The following is a 20845-nucleotide window of genomic DNA, read 5'->3' as shown; positions in this document are numbered from 1 at the left end:
GCCCTTCGGCGTTCTCTACGATGCCCGGCATGAGAGATCGCTGGGAAGAGCGCACGCAGGTGCCGCTGCTGGTGCTGGCCGTGGCGTTCGGCATCGCGTACGCCGTGCCGATCGTCGCCCCCGGCGCCGACCCGTGGGTGCACCGGCTGTGCACCCACGTCGAGTGGTCGGTGTGGGCCGCCTTCGCGCTCGACTACCTGGTCCGTCTCGCGATCGCCCCGGCCCGCTGGGCGTTCGTCCGCTCCCACCCCGTCGATCTGCTCGCGGTCCTGCTGCCGATGGTGCAGCCGCTGCGGCTGCTGCGGGTCGTCTCCACTCTCCTCCTCGTGGGCCGGCGGGCCCGGATGGCCCCCCAGATAACGCTCACCACCTATGTGGCGGGCGCGGTGGTCGGGCTGATGATGTTCGGCTCGCTGGCCGTGCTGCACGTCGAACGGGACGCGCCGGACGGCAACATCAAGACGCTCGGGGACGCGGTGTGGTGGTCGTTCACCACGATGACCACGGTCGGCTACGGCGACCACGCCCCCACGACGGGGCTCGGCCGGGTCCTCGCGGTGGGGCTGATGCTCTCGGGCATCGCCCTGCTCGGTGTCGTCACCGCCAACATCGCGGCCTGGTTCATCGCCCGCTTCGACCGGGACGACGCCGTGGAGCGCCGGCAGACCGAGCTCCTGGAGGCGCTGACCCTGGAGGTCCGCGAGCTGCGCGCGGAGGTGGCCCGGCTCTCCTGCCCGGTGCGGGCGCCCGCACCGGACGGGACGCAGGACGTCCCCGCGCCTACCGCTCCCAGATCTTGAACGCTCTGACCTCGTACGGCGCCTGCGGCACCCAGGTTCCTCGGCCCGGGTAGGTCTCGAACTCCCCCACCTCCGCGCACTCGGCGGACTGGTAGGTGGTGACGGGCCGTCCGGTGCGGTTGGCCAGGGACTGGGCCGAGGTGCCGGCCGGCAGGGCGACGCAGCTGTCGAGGTCGGTCGTGGCCAGCTCGTGGGTCTGCGCCCTGCCCTTGAAGTCGGGCTTGGACCAGAGGCAGAGGCGGCCCGGGCCGCAGGCGCCGAGGACGGTCCCGGACGGCGCGGCGTAGGCCCGGGCCGCCGGGACCTCCGGGGTCGCCCCTGCCGCCGAGGCCGCCCGGGCCGCCGAAGCTGCCGGGGTCGCCGGGGTCGCCCGGGCGGCCGGGGTCGTCAGGAGCGTGGTCAGGGCGGCGGCCAGGACGGCCGCGGTGGTGAGGACGGTCTTCGTATACATGCTGGTGAACCCCCGTTTCGTCACTCTCTGTAATCACGATCATGACGGAGGTCCCCCGGCAACGGAAGAGGGGCCGCCCCCGTTCACGCGAACGGGTGACGGCCCCCTACGGGAACCCTGACGGGCGTCAGATGTGGCCGCCCATGCCGCCCGCCTCCGCGTTCTCACCGCGCTTGGTGAGCGTGGCGACGAGGGCCGCGACGACGGCGACCACGCCGGCGACGGTGAAGGCGAGGCCCATGCCGTCGAGGAAGGTGTCGTGGATGACCCCGGAGATCTTCTCGAAGAGGTCGGGGGTCATCCCCGGCGCCTTCGCCATCTCCGGCGGGGCCATGCCGAACTCGGCCGCCTGCTCCAGCCGCGGGTCGGCCGGGACCGGGATGCCGGCCTCCTTCCAGTTCCCCTCGAACGCGCCGGAGACCTTGGAGGACATGACGGCGCCGAGCACCGCCGTGCCGAGCGCGCCGCCGACCTGCATCGCGGCCTGCTGCAGACCGCCCGCGACGCCGGAGAGCTCCAGCGGCGCGTTGCCGACGATGACCTCGGTGGCGCCGACCATGACCGGGGCGAGGCCCAGGCCGAGGAGGGCGAACCAGAGGGACATGACGAAGGTGCCGGTGCCGGCCGAGAGCGTGATCATGCCGAACATCGCGACGGCCGTGCAGACCATGCCGCCGACCAGCGGCACGCGCGGGCCGAACTTGGTGATCAGCGCGCCCGCCAGCGGCGAGGAGACGATCATCATCGCGGTCAGCGGCAGCAGATGGAGACCGCTGTCGACGGGGCTGAGCCCCTTCACGCCCTGGAGGTAGAACGTCACGAAGAACAGGCCGCCCATGAAGGCGAAGGCCATCAGGACCATGAGCACCACACCGGCCGACAGCGGCACGGAGCGGAACATGCCGAGCGGGACGAGCGGCTCCTTGACCTTGGTCTCCCAGAAGGCGAAGACGGCGAAGAGCAGCAGGGCGCCGATCAGGCAGCCCCAGGTCTTGCCGCTGGTCCAGCCCCAGGACTCGCCGGCCTTGATGAGGCTCCAGACGAGGGAGGCCATGGCGCCGGAGAGCAGCAGGATGCCGAGGACGTCGAAGGAGCGCGGCGCGTTCTCGGCGCGGTGGTCCTTGAGGATGAGCAGGCCGAGGACGAGCGCGACGACGCCCACCGGCACGTTGACGAAGAAGACGGACTGCCAGCTGACGTGCTCGACGAGCAGGCCGCCGACGATCGGGCCGCCCGCGGTGGACGCGCCGATGACCATGCCCCAGATGCCGATGGCCATGTTCAGCTTCTCGGCCGGGAAGGTGGCGCGCAGCAGGCCGAGCGCGGCCGGCATGAGCAGGGCGCCGAAGAGGCCCTGCAGGACGCGGAAGGCGATCACGGCCCCGATGGAGTCGGACAGGCCGATCGCGCCGGAGGCGGCGGCGAAGCCGGCGATGCCGATGAGGAAGGTCTGGCGGTGGCCGAAGCGGTCACCCAGCTTGCCGGCGGTGATCAGGGCGACGGCGAGCGCGAGCAGGTAGCCGTTGGTGATCCACTGGACCTGGGCGAGGGTGGCGCCGAGGTCGGTCTTGATGGCGGGGTTGGCGATGGCGACGATGGTGCCGTCGAGCGCCACCATCATGACGCCCACGGCGACGGCGAACAGGGTCAGCCACGGGTGGCCGCGCAGTCCCTTCGCCGGGCCCGGTGCGGGTTCCCGGACGTCCCCCCGACCCTGCGGGGTCTTTTCCACGGTGGTCTGACTAGTCATACGGAGGAGGCTAGTGACAGTCACTGACAATTGACAAAGCGGTTCACGCGACGGTAACCGTCACGTAGCTCACAGGTACCCTGAGCCGGACTAAACGGCGGAAAAGAGGACCTTGACTTGACCGTGCCCGGCCTGCGCGAGCGGAAGAAGCAGCGCACGCGCGACGCCCTGACCCGGGTGGCCCTGGAGCTCTTCACCGCCCAGGGGTACGAGAGCACCACCGTCGACGAGATCGTCGAGGCCGTGGAGGTCTCGCAGCGCACCTTCTTCCGCTACTTCTCCTCCAAGGAGGAGGTCGCCTTCGCCGTCCAGCAGATGGTGGAGGAGCGCTTCGTCCGCACCCTCGGGGAGCGGCCGCCGGACGAGGGCCCGCTCGACGCGCTGCGCAACGCCGTCCTGTCCGCCTGGGACACCATCGGCGACGCCATCACCGAGGTCGTCCCCGTCGAGCTCTACCTGCGGACGTTCCGGCTGATCGAGTCGACGCCCGCGCTGCTCGCCGTCCATCTGCGCCGCTCCACGGAGATGGAGGAGACCCTCGCGCGGATCATCGCCGACCGCGAGGGCGTCGACGTCGACGAGGACCCGCGCCCGCGGATCGCCGTGGCGGCGTTCAGCGGTGTGATGCGGGTCACCGGGCAGATGTGGGGCCGGGGTTCGGACCAGAGTCTGGAGGCGATCCGCGCCCTCACCGAGCAGTACCTCGACCACCTCGGGCCGGCGCTCGCCCCGCGCTGGCGGGACCGCGGGGACGAGGGGCTCGGCACCGCCCCGTAACGCCCGCCCCGTAGGGTGGCGCCCCGTGACCTCAGCCGATGCCTCGCCCACCCTCACCCTCGTGCGCGCCCTGCTCGCGCTCGCCGTGGTGTTCGTGCTCCTCGCGACGACCGGGTGGACCACGATCCGGCACCGCCCGGTGCCGGGACCGTCCCGCGAGGCGGCGCTGGCCGCCTGGGCGCGCGACCGGATCGACCACCGTCCGCTGCCCGACCCGGCCGCCACCCCGGCCCGTACGGTCGCCGCGTTCTTCGCCGGACTCGGCCCCGCGCGCGGGGCCCGGCTCGCCGAGCGGCACCCGCTCGTCGTCGGCAACCTCAACGGCGCCCCGGTCGCCCTGCGTTACCGCGCCAACCGGATCACGCTCGGCCGGGCGCTCGCCGCGGAGCGGACCAGGGTCGACGACACCCGGCTGTCCGCCGAGGGACGGCACGAGGCGCGCCGCCGGTTCGACCGCTTCGCCTCGCTGATGCGGCCGGACCGCCGGATCCTCGCCTTCGATCCGACCGGTACGGGGCGGACGGCCGAGGTCCTCGGGGACCTGGAGCGGGCGCGGCGCGTCTCGGTGATCGTGCCCGGCGTCGACACCAACCTCCTCACGTTCCAGAAGACGCACGGCCGGTACGGGGCTCCCGCGGGCATGGCCCAGGCCCTCTTCGCCGCCGAACGGCGGGCCTCGCCCCGCGCCCGGGTGGCCGTCATCGCCTGGGCCGACTACACCACGCCCGCCGGGGTGGGCGTGGACGCGGCGACCGGCCGGCTGGCCGAGCAGGGCGCCGTACGGCTCGTGGAGTTGACCGAGGCGCTGCCCGGCGACGCGCGCGTGGCGCTCTTCTGCCACAGCTACGGGTCGGTGCTCTGCGGGGTCGCGGCGCCCCGGCTGCCCGCCCGGGTGACGGACCTGGCCGTGGCCGGGAGCCCCGGCATGCGGGTGGAGCACGTGACCGAACTCGCCACCCGCGCGCGCGTGTGGGCGATGCGGGACACCGACGACTGGATAGCCGACGTGCCGCACCTGGAGGTGGGCGGGGTCGGGCACGGCGCCGACCCGGTGGCGCCGGAGTTCGGCGCGCGGCTGCTCTCCGCGGACGGGGCTCTCGGCCACAGCGGCTACTTCGAGCCGGGCACGGAAAGCCTCGGGAACTTCGCCGCGATAGGCGTCGGGGCCTTCCCGACGCTGGTCTGCGCACGTGCCGACAGCGCTTGCCACGACGGAATATCCGGCGCGGAAGGGCTCTGACGCGCGTAGATCACGTGATTTCCGGACCTTTCACGGGGGCGACGCAGCGGCACGCGCCGCTTACGATGAGGCGTATGGGTGATGTGCTGGCCGGAATTCATGCCACCTGGGAGTTCGAGAGCGACGCCCTCCTCATCCGCTTCGAACGGGGGATCCGCACGCCGAAGCTCTTCCAGGCGCTGCGCGAAAGACGAGTACCGCACGAGGCGTTGGCGTCCGTGACGCTCACGCCCGGCAAGCGGGGCACCGTCGTGCTGCACGCCGTGCCGCGGCCGGGCGCGGATCCGCTGATGGAGGCGGCCGCGGGACAGCTGAAGGACACCTGCGACCCGTACCGGCTCGTACTGCCGGCGGACCGCGAGACGCTCGCCGAGTACTACCGCGACGAGCTGCGGGCCCGTCTCCCGGCGGACGCGACGGTCGGCGGCGAGGGGCCGGACCGCTTCCTGGTGGCGCCGCCGCAGGGGCCTCAGTCCTTCAAGACGTACGACGGGAGGGCGAGCTTCGACGGGACGTCGGAGGTGTCGTTCCGCTGGTCCTGGACGGGGGCGTCCACCGAGAAGTGGAAGGCGGGCGACCAGACCTTCTCCGTACGGGACCTCTGCGGCGTCGAATGGCGCTCGCCGGAGGGCCTCGACGGGTACCTGCGCCTGGTGCCCCGGGGCGGCGGGCCGCGGGCTCCGCAGCCCGACCGGGACCCGGCGTCCGTCGTCCTCGGTCTCGGCTACGGCCCGGTGCACGTGTCCCTGCCCTTCGCCGCGGCGGTGCTCGCCGCGATCCGGGGCCGTGGCACCGACCGCGTGCCGGTCCCCGTGGCCGCCCCCGCCGGGCTCCGGGACATGACGAACCGCGATCCCGGGGCGGTCGCCGAAAGGATCCGGCACCTGGGCGAGCTGCACCAGGCGGGGCTCGTGACGGACGCGGAGTTCTCGGCGAAGAAGGCGGAGCTCCTCGCGGAACTCTGATCGGCCGGAGTCCTGAACGCCGGGTCCTGAACACCGGCGTCATACCTCGGTATCAGGCCGCACCCCGGTCCCCGGTATGACGTCGGCGACCGGGGTCACTGCCTACGCTGGGCGGGTCATGGCTACCGAACAGCGGCCCGAGCCGCCCACCCTCCGACACCCCTCCCCCGAGCGGCCCGGCGCCCGCGGGCTCCGCCTGCGGCGGCTCGTCGCCCGGACGCCCGAGATGTTCCAGGGCCTCGGTGCGGCGCTCACCACCCCGTCCACGCCGGGGGCGCCGCTGCTCGCGGACGCCTCCTCGCGGTGGGTGCGGCTGCTGCCGTACGCCGTGGCCCTCTCGTTCGTCGCCGCGCTCCTGCCCTCCACGGTCGTCCTGCTCATCGGGGACTACGGCGTCAACGGCGCTCTCGCCGGGGCCGTCGGCACCGCGCAGACGCTGCCCCTGCTGCTCGCCGTCGCCCGGCCCCTCCAGGCATGGTGGATCATCTTCACCGCCGATGTGCTCGGCGCGCTCGTGATGCTCGGCGGGGACGGCACGCGCGCGGAGTACTGGCCGTGGACCCCGCCGCTCCTCGTCGGCTACTGCGCGCTGATGCTCGCGCTGGGACTGCGCGAGTCCCGCCGGGCGCTGTTCGGCGTGTGGCTGGCCACCGGCGTGGCCGGGTACGTCCTGGAGGCGTTCCGGCCCGCGGGGTACACCAGCATCCACACCCTGCTGCTCGTCCTGAGCGGGGTGCTGCTGCTCCTGTCCTCGGCGGTCCGTGCCCGGGGCGACGCGCAGCGGCGGCTCGTGGAGCAGGAGACGATCAGCGAGGCCGAACGGTCCCGCCGCACGCTCCTGGAGGAGCGGGCCAGGATCGCGCGCGAGCTGCACGACGTGGTGGCCCACCACATGTCGGTGATCACCGTGCAGGCCGACTCGGCCCCGTACCGCATCCCCGGACTCCCGGACGCGGCCCGCGAGGAGTTCACCTCGATCGCGGCGAGCGCGCGCGAGTCGCTGGCCGAGATGCGGCGGCTGCTGTCCGTGCTGCGCAGCGACGGCGGCGGCGAGGGCGAACGGGCCCCGCAGCCGGGCCTCGACCGGGTCCAGCAGCTGGTCGAGGCGACGGTACGGGCCGGGGTGCCGGCCGAACTGCGGCTCGCCGCCGATCTGGGGGACGTACCGCAGGCGGTCGACCTGTCGGCGTACCGGATCGTGCAGGAGGCGCTCGCCAACGTCGTCCGGCACGCGCCGGGGGCGTCGACCCGGGTGTCGGTCCGGGCGGACGACGGCCGGCTGACGGTCCTCGTCGTCAACGGGCCCGCGACGGAGGCGCGTTCCGCGGTGGAGCGGGGCGCGGCGGGTACCGGGCACGGGCTCGTCGGGATGCGGGAGCGCGTACGGTTGACCGGCGGCTCGCTCGACACCGGGCCGCTGCCGGACGGCGGCTTCCGGGTGGCCGCCCGGCTGCCCCTGACGCCGGACCCGGCCCCGCCCGCCGACCCGACCTCGCTCGCCGACCCCGTGACCACCGCGAGCACCATGACCACCGCAGACCCCGCAGACACCACGACCACCACAGCCCCCGCGGACACCACGACCACCGCGGGCACCACGACCGGCAAGGACCCCGAGTGACCATCCGCGTGATCATCGTCGACGACCAGGCCATGGTGCGGGCCGGTTTCGCCGCGCTGCTCGCCGCCCAGCCCGACATCGACGTGGTCGGCGAGGCCCCGGACGGGCGTCAGGGCGTCGAGGTGGCACGCTCGACGCACCCGGACGTGGTCCTGATGGACGTGCGGATGCCGGAGATGGACGGGCTCGCGGCGGCCCGGGAGATCCTCCACCCGCCGGCCGGTGTCGTGCACCGGCCGAAGGTGCTGATGCTGACCACCTTCGACATCGACGACTACGTGTACGAGGCGCTGCGCGCCGGCGCGTCCGGCTTCCTCCTGAAGGACGCGCCGCCCGCCGACCTCATCGCGGCGGTACGGGTGGTGGCGGCCGGCGAGGCGCTCCTCGCCCCCTCCGTGACCCGGCGTCTCATCGCCGACTTCGCCGCGTCCCGGCCCGCCCCGCGCCGGGACACCACCGCGCTGCGCCTGAACGGTCTCACCCCGCGCGAGACGGAGGTCCTGGAACTGATCGCCCGGGGCCTGTCCAACCAGGAGATCGCGGACCACCTGGTCCTCGCCGAGCAGACGGTGAAGACCCACATCGGGCGGGTCCTCGCCAAGCTGGACCTGCGCGACCGCGCCCAGGCGGTCGTCTTCGCCTACGAGTCGGGCCTCGTGACCCCGGGCGACGCCGGCCACTGACCCCCGCGCGGACCGACGGGCCATCCCCGGGGGAAAGCCCCACCCCCCTCGGGGGGTTGGCCGCTCCTCCACCCCCTACCCGGGTATCAGACGGGAGTTGGCCCCCCGGTGTGACGTGCCGCCACCCGTCGTCTTCCTACCTTCCTCTCGCCGACGAACGAGCGAGTGACCGGAGAGGGAGGGCGACCCATGCGCCGCTTTGCGAGGACCCTGACGACCGTGGCCCTGGTGGCCACAGCGATCGCGGGGACGGCCGGCTGGGCGTCGGGGAACGCGCAGGAGGCCGTGACCGGGGCGCCGGCCGGGACGGGGGCGTGGCGGGCGGCGGGGCTGCCGGACCCGGAGCGGATGGACGCGGCCGAGGTGGCGCGGTACTTCGCGAGCCTGAGCCCCGTACGGCAGAGGGAACTGGCCCGTATCCACCCGACGGTCGTCGGGAACCTGGACGGTGCGCCGCTGGAGCTGCGGTACGCGGCCAACGGCCGTTTCGGGAAAGGGGAGTTCGACGGGGCGCGGGTGCTCGCCCGCGATCCGCGCGGACGGGGCCAGGTGACCCTGGTGTACGGGGATCTGGCGACGGCCGAGCACGTGGCCGTGATCGTGCCCGGGTCCGACGTCGACGCAGGTCACGTCCGGCCGCTCGCCGACATGGCGACCGCGCTGCGCCGGGCGACCGGCGGCCGGACGGCGGTCGTCGCCTGGGTCGGCTACACGACCCCCGTCGGGGTCGGCCTCGACGCGGCCACCGGCCGGCTCGCCGAGGCGGGCGCGGACCGGCTGACCCGGTTCACGGACGGTCTGGCGGCCGTCGGCGCGGCCGAGCCCTCGGTGTTCTGCCACAGCTACGGCTCCGTCGTCTGCGGCCTCGCCGCCCGCGATCTGAAGGCCAAGGACCTCGTGGTGTTCGGGTCGCCCGGGATGCGCGCCGAGAACGTCGCCGGACTCGGCACCTCCGCCCGTGTGTGGGCGGCGAAGGACCCCACCGACTGGATCGACCGGATCCCGAACGTCCAGGTCGCGGGGCTCGGCCACGGCACCGACCCCACCGACCCGGAATTCGGGGCCCGCCGCATCCCGGCCGACGACGCCACCGGCCACGGCGGCTACTTCGCGCCCGGCACCGGCTCCCTGCGCGCCTTCGCCGCGATCGCCGAGGGGGACGTCCGATGAGCGCCCTCGCCACCATGGCCCGCAGGACGGCCTCGACGATCGAGTCCGGCACCCCCGCCCACCGCGACCGGGCGATCGACGGGCTCCGTGCCCTCGCGCTGCTCGCCGTGCCGACCGGGCACTGGCTGCTCGGCGGTTTCACGCTCTCCGGCGACGGGGCGATCCACAACGCGAGCCCGCTCGGCGCCTTCGCCGGGCTCGCCCCGGTCAGCTGGATCCTCCAGATGCTGGGGATCTTCTTCCTCGTCGGCGGTTACGCCTCCGTGTTGTCCTACCGGCGCCGCGAGGGCTCCACCGGCGAGTGGCTCAAGGGGCGGCTCGCGCGGCTCGGCCGCCCGGTCCTCGGCGTCACCGCCGTGTGGGCGGCGCTGCTGCCGCTGCTCCACTTCGGTGCCGGGGTGCCCGTGGACACCCTGCGGACGGCGTCGACGCTGGTGATCCAGCCGCTCTGGTTCGTCGGGGTGTACACGGTGGTCACCGCCCTCACCCCGTACTGCGTCCGGGCCGCCCGCCGGCTCGGCGTCTGGGCGGCGGCGCCGCTGCTGGGCACGGTCGCCGTCGTCGACTTCCTGCGGTACGGGCCGTACGCCGACGCCATGCCGTCCTGGCTGAGCCTGCTGAACATCCTGCCCGGCTGGCTCTTCGCCTACCAGCTCGGCGTCTCGTGGGGCGAGGGCCGGGTCACCCGGCGCCACGCCCGGTGGCTGCTGCTCGGCGGGGCCGCGCTCTTCGCCGCGCTCCTGGTCCTCTTCGGCTACCCGGCGTCCATGGTCGGCGTCCCCGGCGAGGCCCGCACCAACTCGCACCCGCCGTCGCTGCTGGTGATCGCCCTCGCCGCCGCGCAGAGCGGCGCGGCGATCCTGCTCCGCAACCGGCTCGGCCGGCTCCTGAGGCGGCCGGCGCTCTGGGCGCCCGTCGTGATCGTCAACCTGTCGGCGATGACGATCCTGTGCTGGCACCAGACGGCGATGCTCACCGCCGCGATCCCCGCCTCCTTCCTCGGGGAGGTCCCGGGTCTCGTCGGCGCGCCAAACTCGGTCGGCTGGATCCTCGCCCGGCTGGCGTGGATGCCGGTCTTCGCCGGCCTCCTCGTCCTGATCGGACGGTTCGCGCGGGGCTTCGAGTCGCCGTGGGCGAAGACCGGGCCGGCCCGCCGCACCGCGGCGGGGCTGCTGGCGGCGGGCTTCGCGGTCTTCGCCCTGGGACTGGCGTGAGCGGGCGGGGCGGCTCAGACCTCCCGCGCCGCCGAGGTGGAGCCCATGTCCGGGTAGCGGTCGCCCGCCACCTGGCCGGCGATCGGCTCCAGCTCGGCCAGCTCGGCGGCGGTCAGGGTGATGCGGGTGGCGGCCGCGTTCTCCTGGAGGCGGGAGCGCTTGCGGGTGCCGGGGATGGGGACGACCGTGAGGCCGTGGACGGAGGCCCGCTGCTGGACCCAGGCCAGCGCGATCTGCGCCGGGGTCGCCCCGTGCGCGGCGGCGATCTTGCGGACCGGGTCGAGCAGGGCGCTGTTGCGTTCGGCGTTCTCGCCGGTGAACCGGGGCTGGTACTTGCGGTAGTCACCGCCCGAGAGGTCCTTGGCGGCGTCCGCGAACGCCCCGGTCAGGAAGCCGCGGCCGAGCGGCGAGTACGGCACGAAGGTCACGCCCAGCTCGGCGGCGGCGCCGACGGCGCTGCGCTCGACGTCCCGGGAGAAGAGCGACCACTCCGACTGGAGGGCGGCGATCGGGTGCACGGCGTGGGCCTCGCGCAGCTCGGGCCCGGTGACCTCGCTCAGGCCCAGGAAGCGGACCTTGCCCTCCTGGACGAGTTCGGCCATCGCGCCGACGGACTCGGCGAAGGGGACGCCCGGGTCGCGGCGGTGCATGTAGTAGAGGTCGATGGTCTCGACCCCGAGGCGGCGGAGGCTGTCCTCGGCGGCCTTCCTGATGTAGGCGGGGTCGTTGCGGACGGCCCGGTAGGTGGGGTCGTCGGCGCGCCGCTCGACGGCGAACTTGGTGGCGAGGGTGACCTCGCCGCGGTGTGCGGCGAGGAAGGGGGCGAGGAACTCCTCGTTGGCGCCGCTGCCGTAGATGTCGGCGGTGTCGATCAGGGTGACGCCGTTCTCCAGCGCCGCGTCGAGCGTGTCGCGGGCCGCGGCCTCGTCGGTGTCTCCGTAGAACTCGCTGATGCCCATGGCCCCGAAGCCCTGGACGCCGATCTCGGGTCCGTCCTGGCCGAGACGTACGGTGTCGATCCTGGTCACGCTGGTCATGAAGATGCGCCTCCGCTTGCGGTGCCGTAGTGGCCGATCTTGATGTCGAGCACGGCGAGCGTGTCCTGGAGCTCGGTGATCCGGGCGAGGACGTCGCGCCGGGTGGCCTCCAGCAGTTCACGCCGCGCGTCACGGGTGTGGTCGCCCTCGCGGACGAGTTCGGCGTACCGGACCATGTCGGCGACCGGCATCCCGGTCAGCCGCAGCTTGCCGACGAAGGCGAGCCACCCGAGGTCGCGTTCGGTGAAGCGCCGCTGGCCGGTGTGCGAACGGTCGACGTGCGGCATCAGGCCGATGCGCTCGTACCAGCGCAGGGTGTGCGCCGAGAGGCCGGTCAGGGCGGCGACCTCGCTGATGGTGTAGTGCGCCCGGGTGCCGTTCGTACGCGGGGCCGTGCTCGCGATCACGCTCATGCCCCCACGCTAAAACGTTGGAGTGCACTCGAAGCAAGTAGGCTCGGCCCCATGCAGAGCAGCATGCCGAGCCTGGCGTCGATCGAGAACTGGCCCGTCCCCACCGCGGCGGCCGCCGTCGTCCGCGCGGACGGCACCCTGGCCGGGTCCCACGGCCCCACCGGGCAGCGCTTCCCGCTCGCCTCCGTCACCAAGCCGCTCGCGGCGTACGCCGTCCTCGTCGCGTACGAGGAGGGGGCGATCGACCTCGACGAGCCCGCCGGGCCCGAGGGCGCGACCGTCCGCCACCTGCTCGCCCACACCTCCGGGCTCGCCTTCGACGAGAACCGGGTCATGGCGGCCCCCGGCACCCGCCGGATCTACTCCAACACCGGCTTCGAGGCGCTCGGCGACCATGTCGCCAAGGCGACCGACATCCCCTTCGCCGAGTACCTGCACCAGGCGGTCCTGGAGCCGCTCGGCATGACGTCGACGACCCTGGACGGCTCGCCCGCGAAGGACGGCGTGTCGACCGTCGAGGACCTGGTGCGCTTCGCCGCCGAGGTGCAGGCGCCGCGGCTGCTCGACGCCCGGACCGTCCTGGACGCCATGACCGTCACGTACCCCGGCCTCACCGGCATCCTGCCCGGCTACGGGCACCAGAGGCCGAACGACTGGGGCCTCGGCTTCGAGATCCGCGACGCCAAGTCCCCGCACTGGACGGGCGTCACGTCCTCGCCGCGCACCTTCGGGCACTTCGGACAGTCCGGCACGTTCCTGTGGATCGACCCGGACGTACGGGCCGCGTGCGTCGCGCTCACCGACCGGCCCTTCGGGCCGTGGGCGGTCGAGGCGTGGCCGCCCTTCACGGACGCCGTCCTGGCGGAGCTCCGCGCCCGCTGAGCGACCGGTCAGAACTCGCAGCGGGCGGCGGGGAGGCTGCCGTCCGGGCCGGTCAGGGCCACCTCGACCATGCCCGCCGGGTCCTCCGCGAACGCGGTCGTGCAGACCAGCTGCTGGAGGGCCTCGTCCGTCAGCCCCCCGACGGGGAACGGAGAGCTCAGCCGGAGCAGACGGCGGCCCTCGGTGACCCCCGCGGCCTTGTCCGCCTCCACGTGCGCACCGGCACCCGAGCGGGGCAGGCCGGTGGTCATCCCCGCGGCGGCCTCGACACCGCTCGGGCCGTTCAGGAGCATGGCGAGCACCTTGTCGGTCACGACCGGCCCGTGCCGCCCCGACTCGATGCGCGTACCGCTGCCGGTGCCGTCCGAGGGCGGCCACGTCTCGGAGAACGGCCCGCCGAGGTCGCGGACCGCGGGCAGCGGCCGGCCGTCCGGCCCGAGGAAGTAGAGCACCACCCGGTCCTGGCCGGGCGCGGGGAAGACGGCGACGGTCGCGGCCCCGCCCGCCTCGACGACGTCGCTCTTCTGTATGCCGCAGGCGGCGAGCGTCAGCAGCCCGAGCAGGGCCGCGGCGGCCGTCGTCCGGCGGTTCACAGCGGCATCCGCACGGTGAAGACCGCACCGCCCGCGGGGTGGTTGGCGGCCTCGACGGTGCCGCCGTGCAGGCGCACGTTCTCCAGGGTGATCGCGAGGCCGAGACCGCTGCCCGCCGAGCGGGTACGGGCCCGGTCGGCCTTGTAGAAGCGGTCGAAGACGTGCGGCAGGACGTCCGGGTGGATGCCCGGCCCCTGGTCGGACACCTCCGTCACGAGCCGGTCCCCCTCGGCGTACAGCCTGACGGTGACCGGCGCCGCGCCGTGCCGCAGCGCGTTGCCGACGAGGTTGGCGACGACGACGTCGAAGCGGCGGGGGTCGAGACGGGCCCTGATCCCCTCGTCGAGATACGGGACGACCCGCGCCGGGTCGGTCCAGTGCCGGTTCTGGAGGGTCTTGCGGACGCAGTCGGCGGCGTCGACCTCGTCCGGGTGGAGCTCGGCGGCGCGCGCGTCGAAGCGGGAGATCTCCATCAGGTCCTCGACCAGCACGGCGAGCTTGCCGGTCTCGGTGCTGATCAGGCGGACGGCGCGGGCGGTGTCGCTGTCGAGGGAGCCGGCGTCCTCGTCGAGGACCTCGGTCACCGCGAGCATGCCGGCGAGCGGGGTCCGCAGTTCGTGCGAGACGTCGGAGGCGAAGCGTCGGGCCCGTGCCTCGGCGTCCCGGAGCTCGGCGACGGAACGTTCCAGCGCCGCGGCGGACTCGTTGAACGTACGGGCCAGGTCCGCCAGTTCGTCGCTGCCCTTGGCGTGGATACGGGTGTCGAGCCGGCCGCGCCCCATGCTGTGCGCCGCGTGCCGCAGCTCCCGCACCGGGCGGAGCACACCGCGCGCCGCGATCAGCGCGGGGATCAGGGCGACGGCGAGCGCCGGGAGCGCTCCGCCGCGGGCGGCCGCGAGCATCGCCTCGATGTTGGCCTCCTCGTCGTCGAGTTCCATCACGGCGTAGAGGACGAGGCCGGTGGGCTGGGCAGTTCCCGCGGTCGGGTGCGTCCGGAAGACGGCGGGGACGGCGATCGTCAGGTACGGGGTGCCGTTCTTCACGACCCGCTGGAAGCTGCCGTGCGGGGTGGCGACCCGGGCCATGGCCCGGGCCCGCAGCTCGGGGGTGACGACGGAGGAGGTGGGGCGGTCGGTGGACGAGACGCGGACGGTGCCGTACTCGGCGTAGACCCGCCACGGACGGGGCTTGCCCTGCCGGGCGATGTGCAGGAGCGAGTCCCGCAGCGCGCCGCCCTCGACGGGCAGGGTGATGTTCAGCGCGTCGACCTGCTCGCGGAAGGCGGAGACGGCGGTGTCCTGGGTCTGTTCCAGGATCGCGTTGCGCGCGGCCCGGTAGGTGAGCGCCGCGGTGGTGCCGCAGCCGACGGCCGCGACCAGGAGGAACGCGAGGACGAGCCGGGTCCGCAGGCCGAAGGGGTGCGGGCGCAGCCGGGGGGCGCGGGCCCTGCCGCGGCGGCGGGGCGCGTCGGCCGCCTCGGGCGCCGCTGCCTCCGCCGCCGTCCCCGGCCATGTCCCTGCCGCTGCCCCGGCCCCGTTGCCCGCTCGCGGGTCCGTCTCGGGCTCCGGGCCCACACAGGCCCTCACAGCGGGCCGAAGCGGTAGCCGAAGCCGCGCAGGGTCTGGATGTAGCGGGGTTCGCCCGGGGTGTCCTCGATCTTGTTCCGCAGCCGGCGGACGCAGGCGTCGACCAGCCGGGCGTCGCCGTGGTAGCTGTGCTCCCAGACGTGTTCCAGGAGCTGCTGCCGGCTGAAGACCTGCTCGGGCGCGCCCGTCAGATGCAGCAGCAGCTTCAGCTCGGAGGGCGCGAGGGCGATCCGCTCGCCCGCCTTCGCGACGGTGAGGCCGGACCGGTCGATCGCCAGCTCCCCGTGGAACTCCACGGCCGACCGGCCGCCGGCCGGCTCCTCGATCCGGCGCAGCACGGCCCGGATCCGGGCCTCGATGACCTCGGTACGGGCGGGCTTGACGATGTAGTCGTCGGCGCCGGCCTCCAGGCCGATGACCACGTCGAAGTCGTCCCCGCGCGCGGTGAGCATGATGACCGGCAGCTGGCTGGTCTCCCGGACCCGGCGGCAGACCTGCACCCCGTTCATCCCGGGGAGCATCAGGTCCAGCAGCAGCAGGTCGGGCCGGAACTCCCCCAGCGCGGCCAGCCCCGCCTCGCCCGTCGGCGCGGTCCGCACCTCGTGGCCTCGGCGGCGCAGCCCGAGTTCCACACCCTCCCGGACGGAGGGGTCGTCTTCTATCAGCAGCACGCGGGGCATGTGTGGAGTATCCCAAGCTCGTTCGGAAGGGTCCGGCGGGGGCCGGTGGGGCTACTTGCGGCGGATGCGGGTGGCGGTGGTGGTGAGGAGGGTCCGGAGCTCGGTGAGGCGGAGGGGACGGGCCAGGAGGACGAAGGTGGCGAGGAGGGTGAGGGCGCCGGCGAGGCCGGCGACGACGGACCCGGCGGCTCCGGCGGCGTCGGTGACGAAGAGGGCGTAGCCGGTGGCGGGCACGGCGGCGACGAGGAGCCGGACCAGCGCGGCGGCCGAGCCTCCGGAGGACGTGCCCCGCAGCCGCAGCCGCAGGACGTACGCGGTGACCGCCCAGCCCGCCCAGAGGGCGAGGGAGTAGCCGGCGGCCATGCCGGCGACGGCCCAGTGCGGCGGGAGGACGTGGTAGGCGGTGACGGAGAGCCCGGCGTTGAGCGCGGCGATGACGAGGTTGAGGAAGAACGGGGTGCGGGTGTCGCGGAGGGCGTAGAAGGCGCGGGTGCAGACGTACTGGCCGGAGAGGGCGACGAGGCCGGGGGCGAAGGCCATGAGGATCCAGGCCATCGCGCGGATCTCGTCGTCGCCGGTCGCGCCGTACCGGAAGACGACGGTCATCAGCGGGGCGGCGAGCGCGAGGAGCGCGCAGGCGGCGGGGACGATCGCCGCGGTGCTGGTCCGCAGGGCGTACGAGACGTCCCGGCGGACGCCGGCGAGGTCGCCGTCGGCCGCCGCGCCGCTCATCCTGGGCAGCAGCGCGGTGACGAGGGAGACGGTGATGATGCCGTGCGGGACGGTCCAGAGGAGGTAGGCGTTGTTGTACGCGGCGAGGCCCGCGCCGCCGTCGGCGCCGGCGCCCGTGGAGGTGGCGAGGCCCGTGGAGGTGGCGAGCAGGGTGGTCACCCAGTAGGCGCCCTGGTTGGTGAGGACGAGCAGCACCAGCCAGCCGGCCGCGCGCAGCGGTGCGGCGAGTCCGCTGCCGCGCCAGTCGAGGCGGGGGCGCCAGCGAAAGCCGGCGGCGCGCAGCGAGGGGACGAGGGCCAGGGCCTGGAGGGCGATGCCGGCGGTGGTGCCCCAGCCGAGGAGCGCGGTCTCGCCGGGGGTGAGGGTGCCGCCGTCGCTGACGACGAGGAAGAGGGCGAAGACGGCGACGACGACCACGTTGTTGAGGACGGGGGTCCACATCATGGCGCCGAACCGGCCGCGGGCGTTGAGGACTTGGCCGAGCAGGGTGAAGAGGCCGAGGAAGAGGATCTGCGGCAGGCAGGCGCGGGCGAAGGCGACGGTCGTCTCCCGCTGCCCGCCGGTGTAGTCGGTGTACAGGTCGACGATCTGCGGCGCGGCGAGGACGGCGGCCGCGGTGAGGACGGTGAGGGCGAGCGCGCAGAGGGTGAGGAGCCGGTCGGTGTAGGCGACGCCGCCGTCCTCGTGTTCCTTGGCGGCCTTGACCAGTTCGGGGACGAAGACGGCGTTGAGGGCGCCGCCGAGGAGCAGCATGTAGACGATGGTGGGGACGGAGTTGCCGACCGCGTAGCCGTCGGCGACGTAGCCGGCGCCGAGGGCGGCGGCGACGACGGAGGCGCGGGCGAAGCCGGTGGCGCGGGAGACGAGCGAGCCGGCGGCCATGAGGGCGCCGCTGCGGAGGGGCGAGGACTTCCGCTCCGGCGGGGCGGCGGCGAGCGTCGCCGTCATCGGCGGGCCAGATACGCCTGGAAGGCGCGGTAGAGCGCCTGGTTGGTCGTGCCCTGCATCGGAATCTCCCACTCCCCCAGCGTCTCGACGACCTGTCCGCCCGTGCCGAGCTTCCAGCGCAGGAGCCCGTGGGCGCGGTCGCCCGGATCGAGGGTGGAGGGTACCCCGCGCAGGTCGTAGACGTCGGCGCCGACGGCGTGGGCGTCGAGGAGCATGCGCCACTGCAGGGCGTTGGAGGGGCGGACCTCGCGCCGGTGGTCGGCGGAGGCGCCGGTCTGGTACCAGACGCGCCCGCCGACGGTGAGCATGGTGTGGGCGGCGAGTATCTCGCCCTCGTGGCGGGCGAGGTAGAGCTTCATGCGGCCGGGCTGTTCGGCGTTGAGGACGGAGTACTGGCGCTCGTAGTAGGCGAGGGAGCGGCCGAGGCGGAAGCCGTCGCGTTCCTCGGTGATGCGGAGCAGGCGGTAGAACTCGGGGAGGTCGGCGGCGGAGCCGAGGGTGATCTCGACGCCGGACTTGCGGGCCTTGCGGACGTTGCGCCGCCACTCCTGGTTGAGGCCGGACCAGAGGTCGTCGGTGGAGCGGCCGGTGAGCGGGACCTGGAAGACGTGCCGGGGCTGGGCGTCGGCGCCGTCCTCGGAGTCGCCGCCGCACTTGCGCCAGCCGCGGGCCCTGAGGCGTTCGGCGACGGCGGTGCCGAGCGGGTCGACCTGGTCGGCGAGGACGTCGGCGAGGCGGCGGCCGGGTCCGGTGGCGGCCTTGACGGTGGCGGCGTTCCAGCGGCGGTAGGCCGGTCCGGGGCCGATGCGTACGGCGAAGACGCCGGAGGCGCGCAGATGGCCGAGGAGCGGGCCGAGCCAGCCGTCGAGGTCGGGGTCGGCCCAGTCGGCGACGGGCCCCTCGGGGAGGTAGGCGAAGTACTTGCGGGTGCCGGGGAAGGGGCGGAGCAGGACGAGGGCGACGCCCGTGAGGGCTCCGGACTCGGGTCCCCAGCCGATGAGCTGGTGGCTCCAGCCGTCCTTGACCTGTGCCCAGGAAGGGAGTTGGAGGAAGCTGGGGCCGTCCGCGCCGGACCGGGACGCGAGGAACGCGCGGTACACCTCGGGGGTCACGGGGCCGAGCCGGACCGGGCCCACCGGGGCACGGCGGTCGGTGGGTGCGGCCGTCACGAGCAGCGCTGACACAACGGGAGCCTCCTGGTTCCGCCCCTCGGTCGTGGGGCGCACAGCAGGCTCACAGCCGAATTCGACGGGTGCGCGCGGCGTATGTGACCGGACCGTGACCGTTGTGCCGCAGCCCTCGTCACATGGGCCCTCGGCGCCCCGCGGATGCTCCCGTCGCTCTACAGTCCGGACATCCCACCCTTCTTCCCTCTCCACGGAGGTCTTCCGTGCTGCCGATACGCACACGCCGCCCGCTCCCGTCCCGTCCCGTCCTCGCGGCCGTCGCGCTCGTCGCCTCCCTGACCGCCTGCACGGCCCAGGCGGCGGACGGGGGCGGCGGCCGGTCCGGGACGGGGGACGCCAAGCCGGCGGCCCCGGCGAAGGTGACGGTGGTGGCCCCGGCGGCGGGCAGCCCCGTGAAGGTGACCGCCGCGGGCGGCACGATCGCCGCGGTGAAGGTCGTCGACGCCGACGGCGGGACGCTGCTGGGCCGCACGGGCGCGGGCGGCACGAGCTGGCTGTCGGACCGCAAGGCGGTGCCGGGGACCTCGTACACGGTGGAGGTGACCTCCCGTACCGGCGACGGCAAGGAGTCGACGACGACGTCCTCCTTCACCACGCCCGAGCCGGAGAAGGTCAACAAGCTGACGCTGGCGCCCGGCAAGAACACCACCGTGGGCATCGGGCATCCGCTGTCGATCGTCTTCGACCTGCCGGTGACGCGGAAGGCGGACGTCGAGCGGCAGCTCAAGGTCACCACCTCGAACGCCACCGAGGGTTCCTGGGGCTGGGTCACGGACTACTCGGGCCGGGACCGGGCCGACTGGCGTCCGAAGGAGTACTGGAAGCCGGGCACGAAGGTCACCCTCGAAGCGGACCTGAACGGCACCGACTCGGGCGGCGGCTGGTTCGTACGGGACTACCGCACCGGCTTCACCGTCGGCGCCGCGCAGGTCGTCAAGGTCGATCTGGACCGGCACCGGCTGACCGTCGTCCGGGACGGGCGCACGGTCCGCACCATCCCGGTCTCCGGCGGCACCCCGGGCGGCGACAAGCGGTCCTGGCGGGGGACGGCCGTCCTGATGGCGAAGGAGGGCACCATCAACATGAACTCGGAGACGGTCGGCCTCGGCGACGCCTACAACAAGGACGTGGACTACTCGATGCGCCTGACCTGGTCGGGGATGTACGCGCACGCGGCCCCGTGGAACGCGGCGTACTTCGGCAAGGCCAACCACAGTTCGGGCTGCATCGGCATGAGCGACGAGAACGCCGCCTCGTTCTACGCCTCGGTGAACGTCGGCGACCCCTTCGAGATCACCGGCCGCGAGACCAAGGGCACCGTCGCGGAGGGCAACGGCTACGGGGCGTGGAACCTGGGCTGGGAGCAGTGGAAGGCGAAGAGCGCGCTGCGCTGACCGGTCAGCCCAGGGCCCTGCGCCAGTCCCGCATCTCCCAGACCAGCACCTCCGCGGCTGCGGCCGCCAGGAGTTCCGGGCCGCCGGCGTCGGTCAGCCGGGCCGCGTCGCCGGGGCCGAGTTCCTCGCCGTCGAGGCGTACCGTCCCCCGGACCACGTGGACGTAGACGAGGTCGGCGTCCGGGACGGCGGTGGAGTCGCCCGGTCCGAGACGGCGGACGTGCAGCCGGGCGTCCGCCGCCGGCAGCTCGTACGCGTCCCCGAGCCCGCGCACCACCTCGTACGAGGGCTCCCCGCCCGGTGCCAGCGGGGCGAGCCACATCTGGACGAAGGTCAGCGGGACGCCGGCGTCGTTGCGCTCGACGTGCCGGACGCCGCCGGCGGAACTGAGCCGCTGGAGATCGCCGGCGCGGACGACCGTCCCGTGCCCGGCGGTGTCGTGGTGGGTGAGTTCGCCCTCGACGACCCAGGTGACGATCTCGGTGTGGCTGTGCGGGTGCTCGTCGAAGCCCGCGCCGGGCGCGAGCCGCTCCTCGTTGCAGGCGAGGAGGGCGCCGAAGCGGAGGTTGTCCGGGTCGTAGTACGGCCCGAAGGACAGGGCGTGCCGGGTCTCGATCCCGGCCGCCGGGTCGCCGCCGGGGTACCGCTCCGCCGCGCGCTGGATGCGTATCACGGGCCCTACCGTATCCGGGAAGCCCTCGGACCTTCCGGGGAGCAAACCG

20 protein-coding genes are annotated in these 20845 nt (G+C 73.9%); 10 read left to right on the top strand and 10 right to left on the bottom strand.

Annotation, left to right across the window (positions count from 1 at the left end; translation table 11 throughout):
* Positions 1-20: 20 nt before the first annotated feature.
* Complete coding sequence (locus ACFVZH_RS05780; RefSeq protein ID WP_384893588.1) at positions 21-800, top strand: potassium channel family protein; 780 nt, start codon at positions 21-23, stop codon at positions 798-800.
* Here the strand turns inward: ACFVZH_RS05780 and ACFVZH_RS05775 are convergent.
* A complete protein-coding gene (locus ACFVZH_RS05775; protein WP_384893586.1) occupies positions 781-1251 on the bottom strand; it encodes a peptidase inhibitor family I36 protein in 471 nt (156 codons plus the stop codon). The genes ACFVZH_RS05780 and ACFVZH_RS05775 overlap by 20 nt on opposite strands.
* Positions 1252-1378: 127 nt before the next feature.
* Entirely contained in the window at positions 1379-3001 is a 1623-nt protein-coding gene (locus ACFVZH_RS05770) for an MFS transporter (protein WP_384893584.1), read from the bottom strand.
* A 117-nt stretch (positions 3002-3118) separates the two neighbouring features.
* Here ACFVZH_RS05770 and ACFVZH_RS05765 point away from each other — a divergent pair, with 117 nt between their 5' ends.
* From ACFVZH_RS05765 to ACFVZH_RS05735, 7 genes are all read left to right on the top strand, one after another.
* A complete protein-coding gene (locus tag ACFVZH_RS05765) occupies positions 3119-3778 on the top strand; it encodes a TetR family transcriptional regulator (protein WP_384893582.1) in 660 nt (219 codons plus the stop codon).
* Between the two features lie 25 nt (positions 3779-3803).
* Entirely contained in the window at positions 3804-5018 is a 1215-nt protein-coding gene (locus ACFVZH_RS05760) for an alpha/beta hydrolase (protein ID WP_384893580.1), read from the top strand.
* 74 nt (positions 5019-5092) lie between these two features.
* Positions 5093-5983 (top strand): DUF4429 domain-containing protein, encoded by an 891-nt coding sequence (locus ACFVZH_RS05755; RefSeq protein ID WP_384893578.1) that lies wholly within the window; start codon positions 5093-5095, stop codon positions 5981-5983.
* A gap of 118 nt (positions 5984-6101) precedes the next feature.
* Positions 6102-7604, top strand: coding sequence for a sensor histidine kinase (locus ACFVZH_RS05750; protein WP_384893576.1), 1503 nt, complete (start codon positions 6102-6104; stop codon positions 7602-7604).
* Positions 7601-8287 (top strand): response regulator, encoded by a 687-nt coding sequence (locus tag ACFVZH_RS05745; RefSeq protein WP_384893575.1) that lies wholly within the window; start codon positions 7601-7603, stop codon positions 8285-8287. Before ACFVZH_RS05750 ends, ACFVZH_RS05745 begins: the two co-directional genes overlap by 4 nt.
* A 189-nt stretch (positions 8288-8476) precedes the next feature.
* A complete protein-coding gene (locus ACFVZH_RS05740) occupies positions 8477-9457 on the top strand; it encodes an alpha/beta hydrolase (protein ID WP_384893573.1) in 981 nt (326 codons plus the stop codon).
* Positions 9454-10671, top strand: a complete 1218-nt coding sequence (locus ACFVZH_RS05735) for an acyltransferase (RefSeq protein WP_384893571.1) — start codon at positions 9454-9456, stop codon at positions 10669-10671. The genes ACFVZH_RS05740 and ACFVZH_RS05735 overlap by 4 nt, the downstream gene beginning before the upstream one ends.
* A 14-nt stretch (positions 10672-10685) precedes the next feature.
* Here ACFVZH_RS05735 and ACFVZH_RS05730 read toward each other — a convergent pair whose 3' ends face one another.
* Together ACFVZH_RS05730 and ACFVZH_RS05725 are read right to left on the bottom strand one after the other, a co-directional pair.
* The gene (locus ACFVZH_RS05730; protein ID WP_384893569.1) at positions 10686-11708 is read right to left on the bottom strand and encodes an aldo/keto reductase; all 1023 of its coding nucleotides are present in this window, start codon (positions 11706-11708) and stop codon (positions 10686-10688) included.
* A complete protein-coding gene (locus ACFVZH_RS05725) occupies positions 11705-12121 on the bottom strand; it encodes a MerR family transcriptional regulator (RefSeq protein WP_384893567.1) in 417 nt (138 codons plus the stop codon). Before ACFVZH_RS05725 ends, ACFVZH_RS05730 begins: the two co-directional genes overlap by 4 nt.
* A gap of 63 nt (positions 12122-12184) precedes the next feature.
* On the opposite strand from ACFVZH_RS05725, the gene ACFVZH_RS05720 reads away from it, so the two are divergent.
* Complete coding sequence (locus tag ACFVZH_RS05720; protein ID WP_384893659.1) at positions 12185-13003, top strand: serine hydrolase domain-containing protein; 819 nt, start codon at positions 12185-12187, stop codon at positions 13001-13003.
* A gap of 8 nt (positions 13004-13011) precedes the next feature.
* On the opposite strand, the gene ACFVZH_RS05715 is transcribed toward ACFVZH_RS05720, so the two are convergent.
* From ACFVZH_RS05715 to ACFVZH_RS05695, 5 genes are read right to left on the bottom strand one after another with little or no spacing between them, the layout of a single operon-like run.
* Positions 13012-13596 carry a hypothetical protein gene (locus tag ACFVZH_RS05715; protein WP_384893565.1) on the bottom strand — a complete coding sequence of 195 codons (585 nt, stop codon included), beginning with the start codon at positions 13594-13596 and terminating at the stop codon, positions 13012-13014.
* The gene (locus tag ACFVZH_RS05710) at positions 13593-15170 is read right to left on the bottom strand and encodes an ATP-binding protein (protein WP_384893563.1); all 1578 of its coding nucleotides are present in this window, start codon (positions 15168-15170) and stop codon (positions 13593-13595) included. The genes ACFVZH_RS05715 and ACFVZH_RS05710 overlap by 4 nt, the downstream gene beginning before the upstream one ends.
* A gap of 8 nt (positions 15171-15178) precedes the next feature.
* Positions 15179-15862, bottom strand: a complete 684-nt coding sequence (locus ACFVZH_RS05705; RefSeq protein WP_384893561.1) for a response regulator — start codon at positions 15860-15862, stop codon at positions 15179-15181.
* Positions 15863-15913: 51 nt separating this feature from the next.
* Positions 15914-17542 (bottom strand): murein biosynthesis integral membrane protein MurJ, encoded by a 1629-nt coding sequence (murJ, locus tag ACFVZH_RS05700; RefSeq protein ID WP_384893559.1) that lies wholly within the window; start codon positions 17540-17542, stop codon positions 15914-15916.
* Entirely contained in the window at positions 17539-18726 is a 1188-nt protein-coding gene (locus ACFVZH_RS05695) for a lipid II:glycine glycyltransferase FemX (RefSeq protein ID WP_384893557.1), read from the bottom strand. Before ACFVZH_RS05695 ends, murJ begins: the two co-directional genes overlap by 4 nt.
* A 206-nt stretch (positions 18727-18932) precedes the next feature.
* Here ACFVZH_RS05695 and ACFVZH_RS05690 point away from each other — a divergent pair, with 206 nt between their 5' ends.
* Complete coding sequence (locus tag ACFVZH_RS05690; RefSeq protein WP_384893555.1) at positions 18933-20123, top strand: Ig-like domain-containing protein; 1191 nt, start codon at positions 18933-18935, stop codon at positions 20121-20123.
* A 4-nt stretch (positions 20124-20127) separates the two neighbouring features.
* Here the strand turns inward: ACFVZH_RS05690 and ACFVZH_RS05685 are convergent, their stop codons facing one another.
* Positions 20128-20796 carry a pirin family protein gene (locus ACFVZH_RS05685; protein ID WP_384893553.1) on the bottom strand — a complete coding sequence of 223 codons (669 nt, stop codon included), beginning with the start codon at positions 20794-20796 and terminating at the stop codon, positions 20128-20130.
* Positions 20797-20845 lie beyond the last annotated feature (49 nt).

This window comes from Streptomyces sp. NPDC059534 (genome assembly GCF_042743475.1).
Taxonomy (GTDB): Bacteria; Actinomycetota; Actinomycetes; order Streptomycetales; family Streptomycetaceae; genus Streptomyces.
This window is presented reverse-complemented; position numbering and strand designations above follow the sequence as displayed.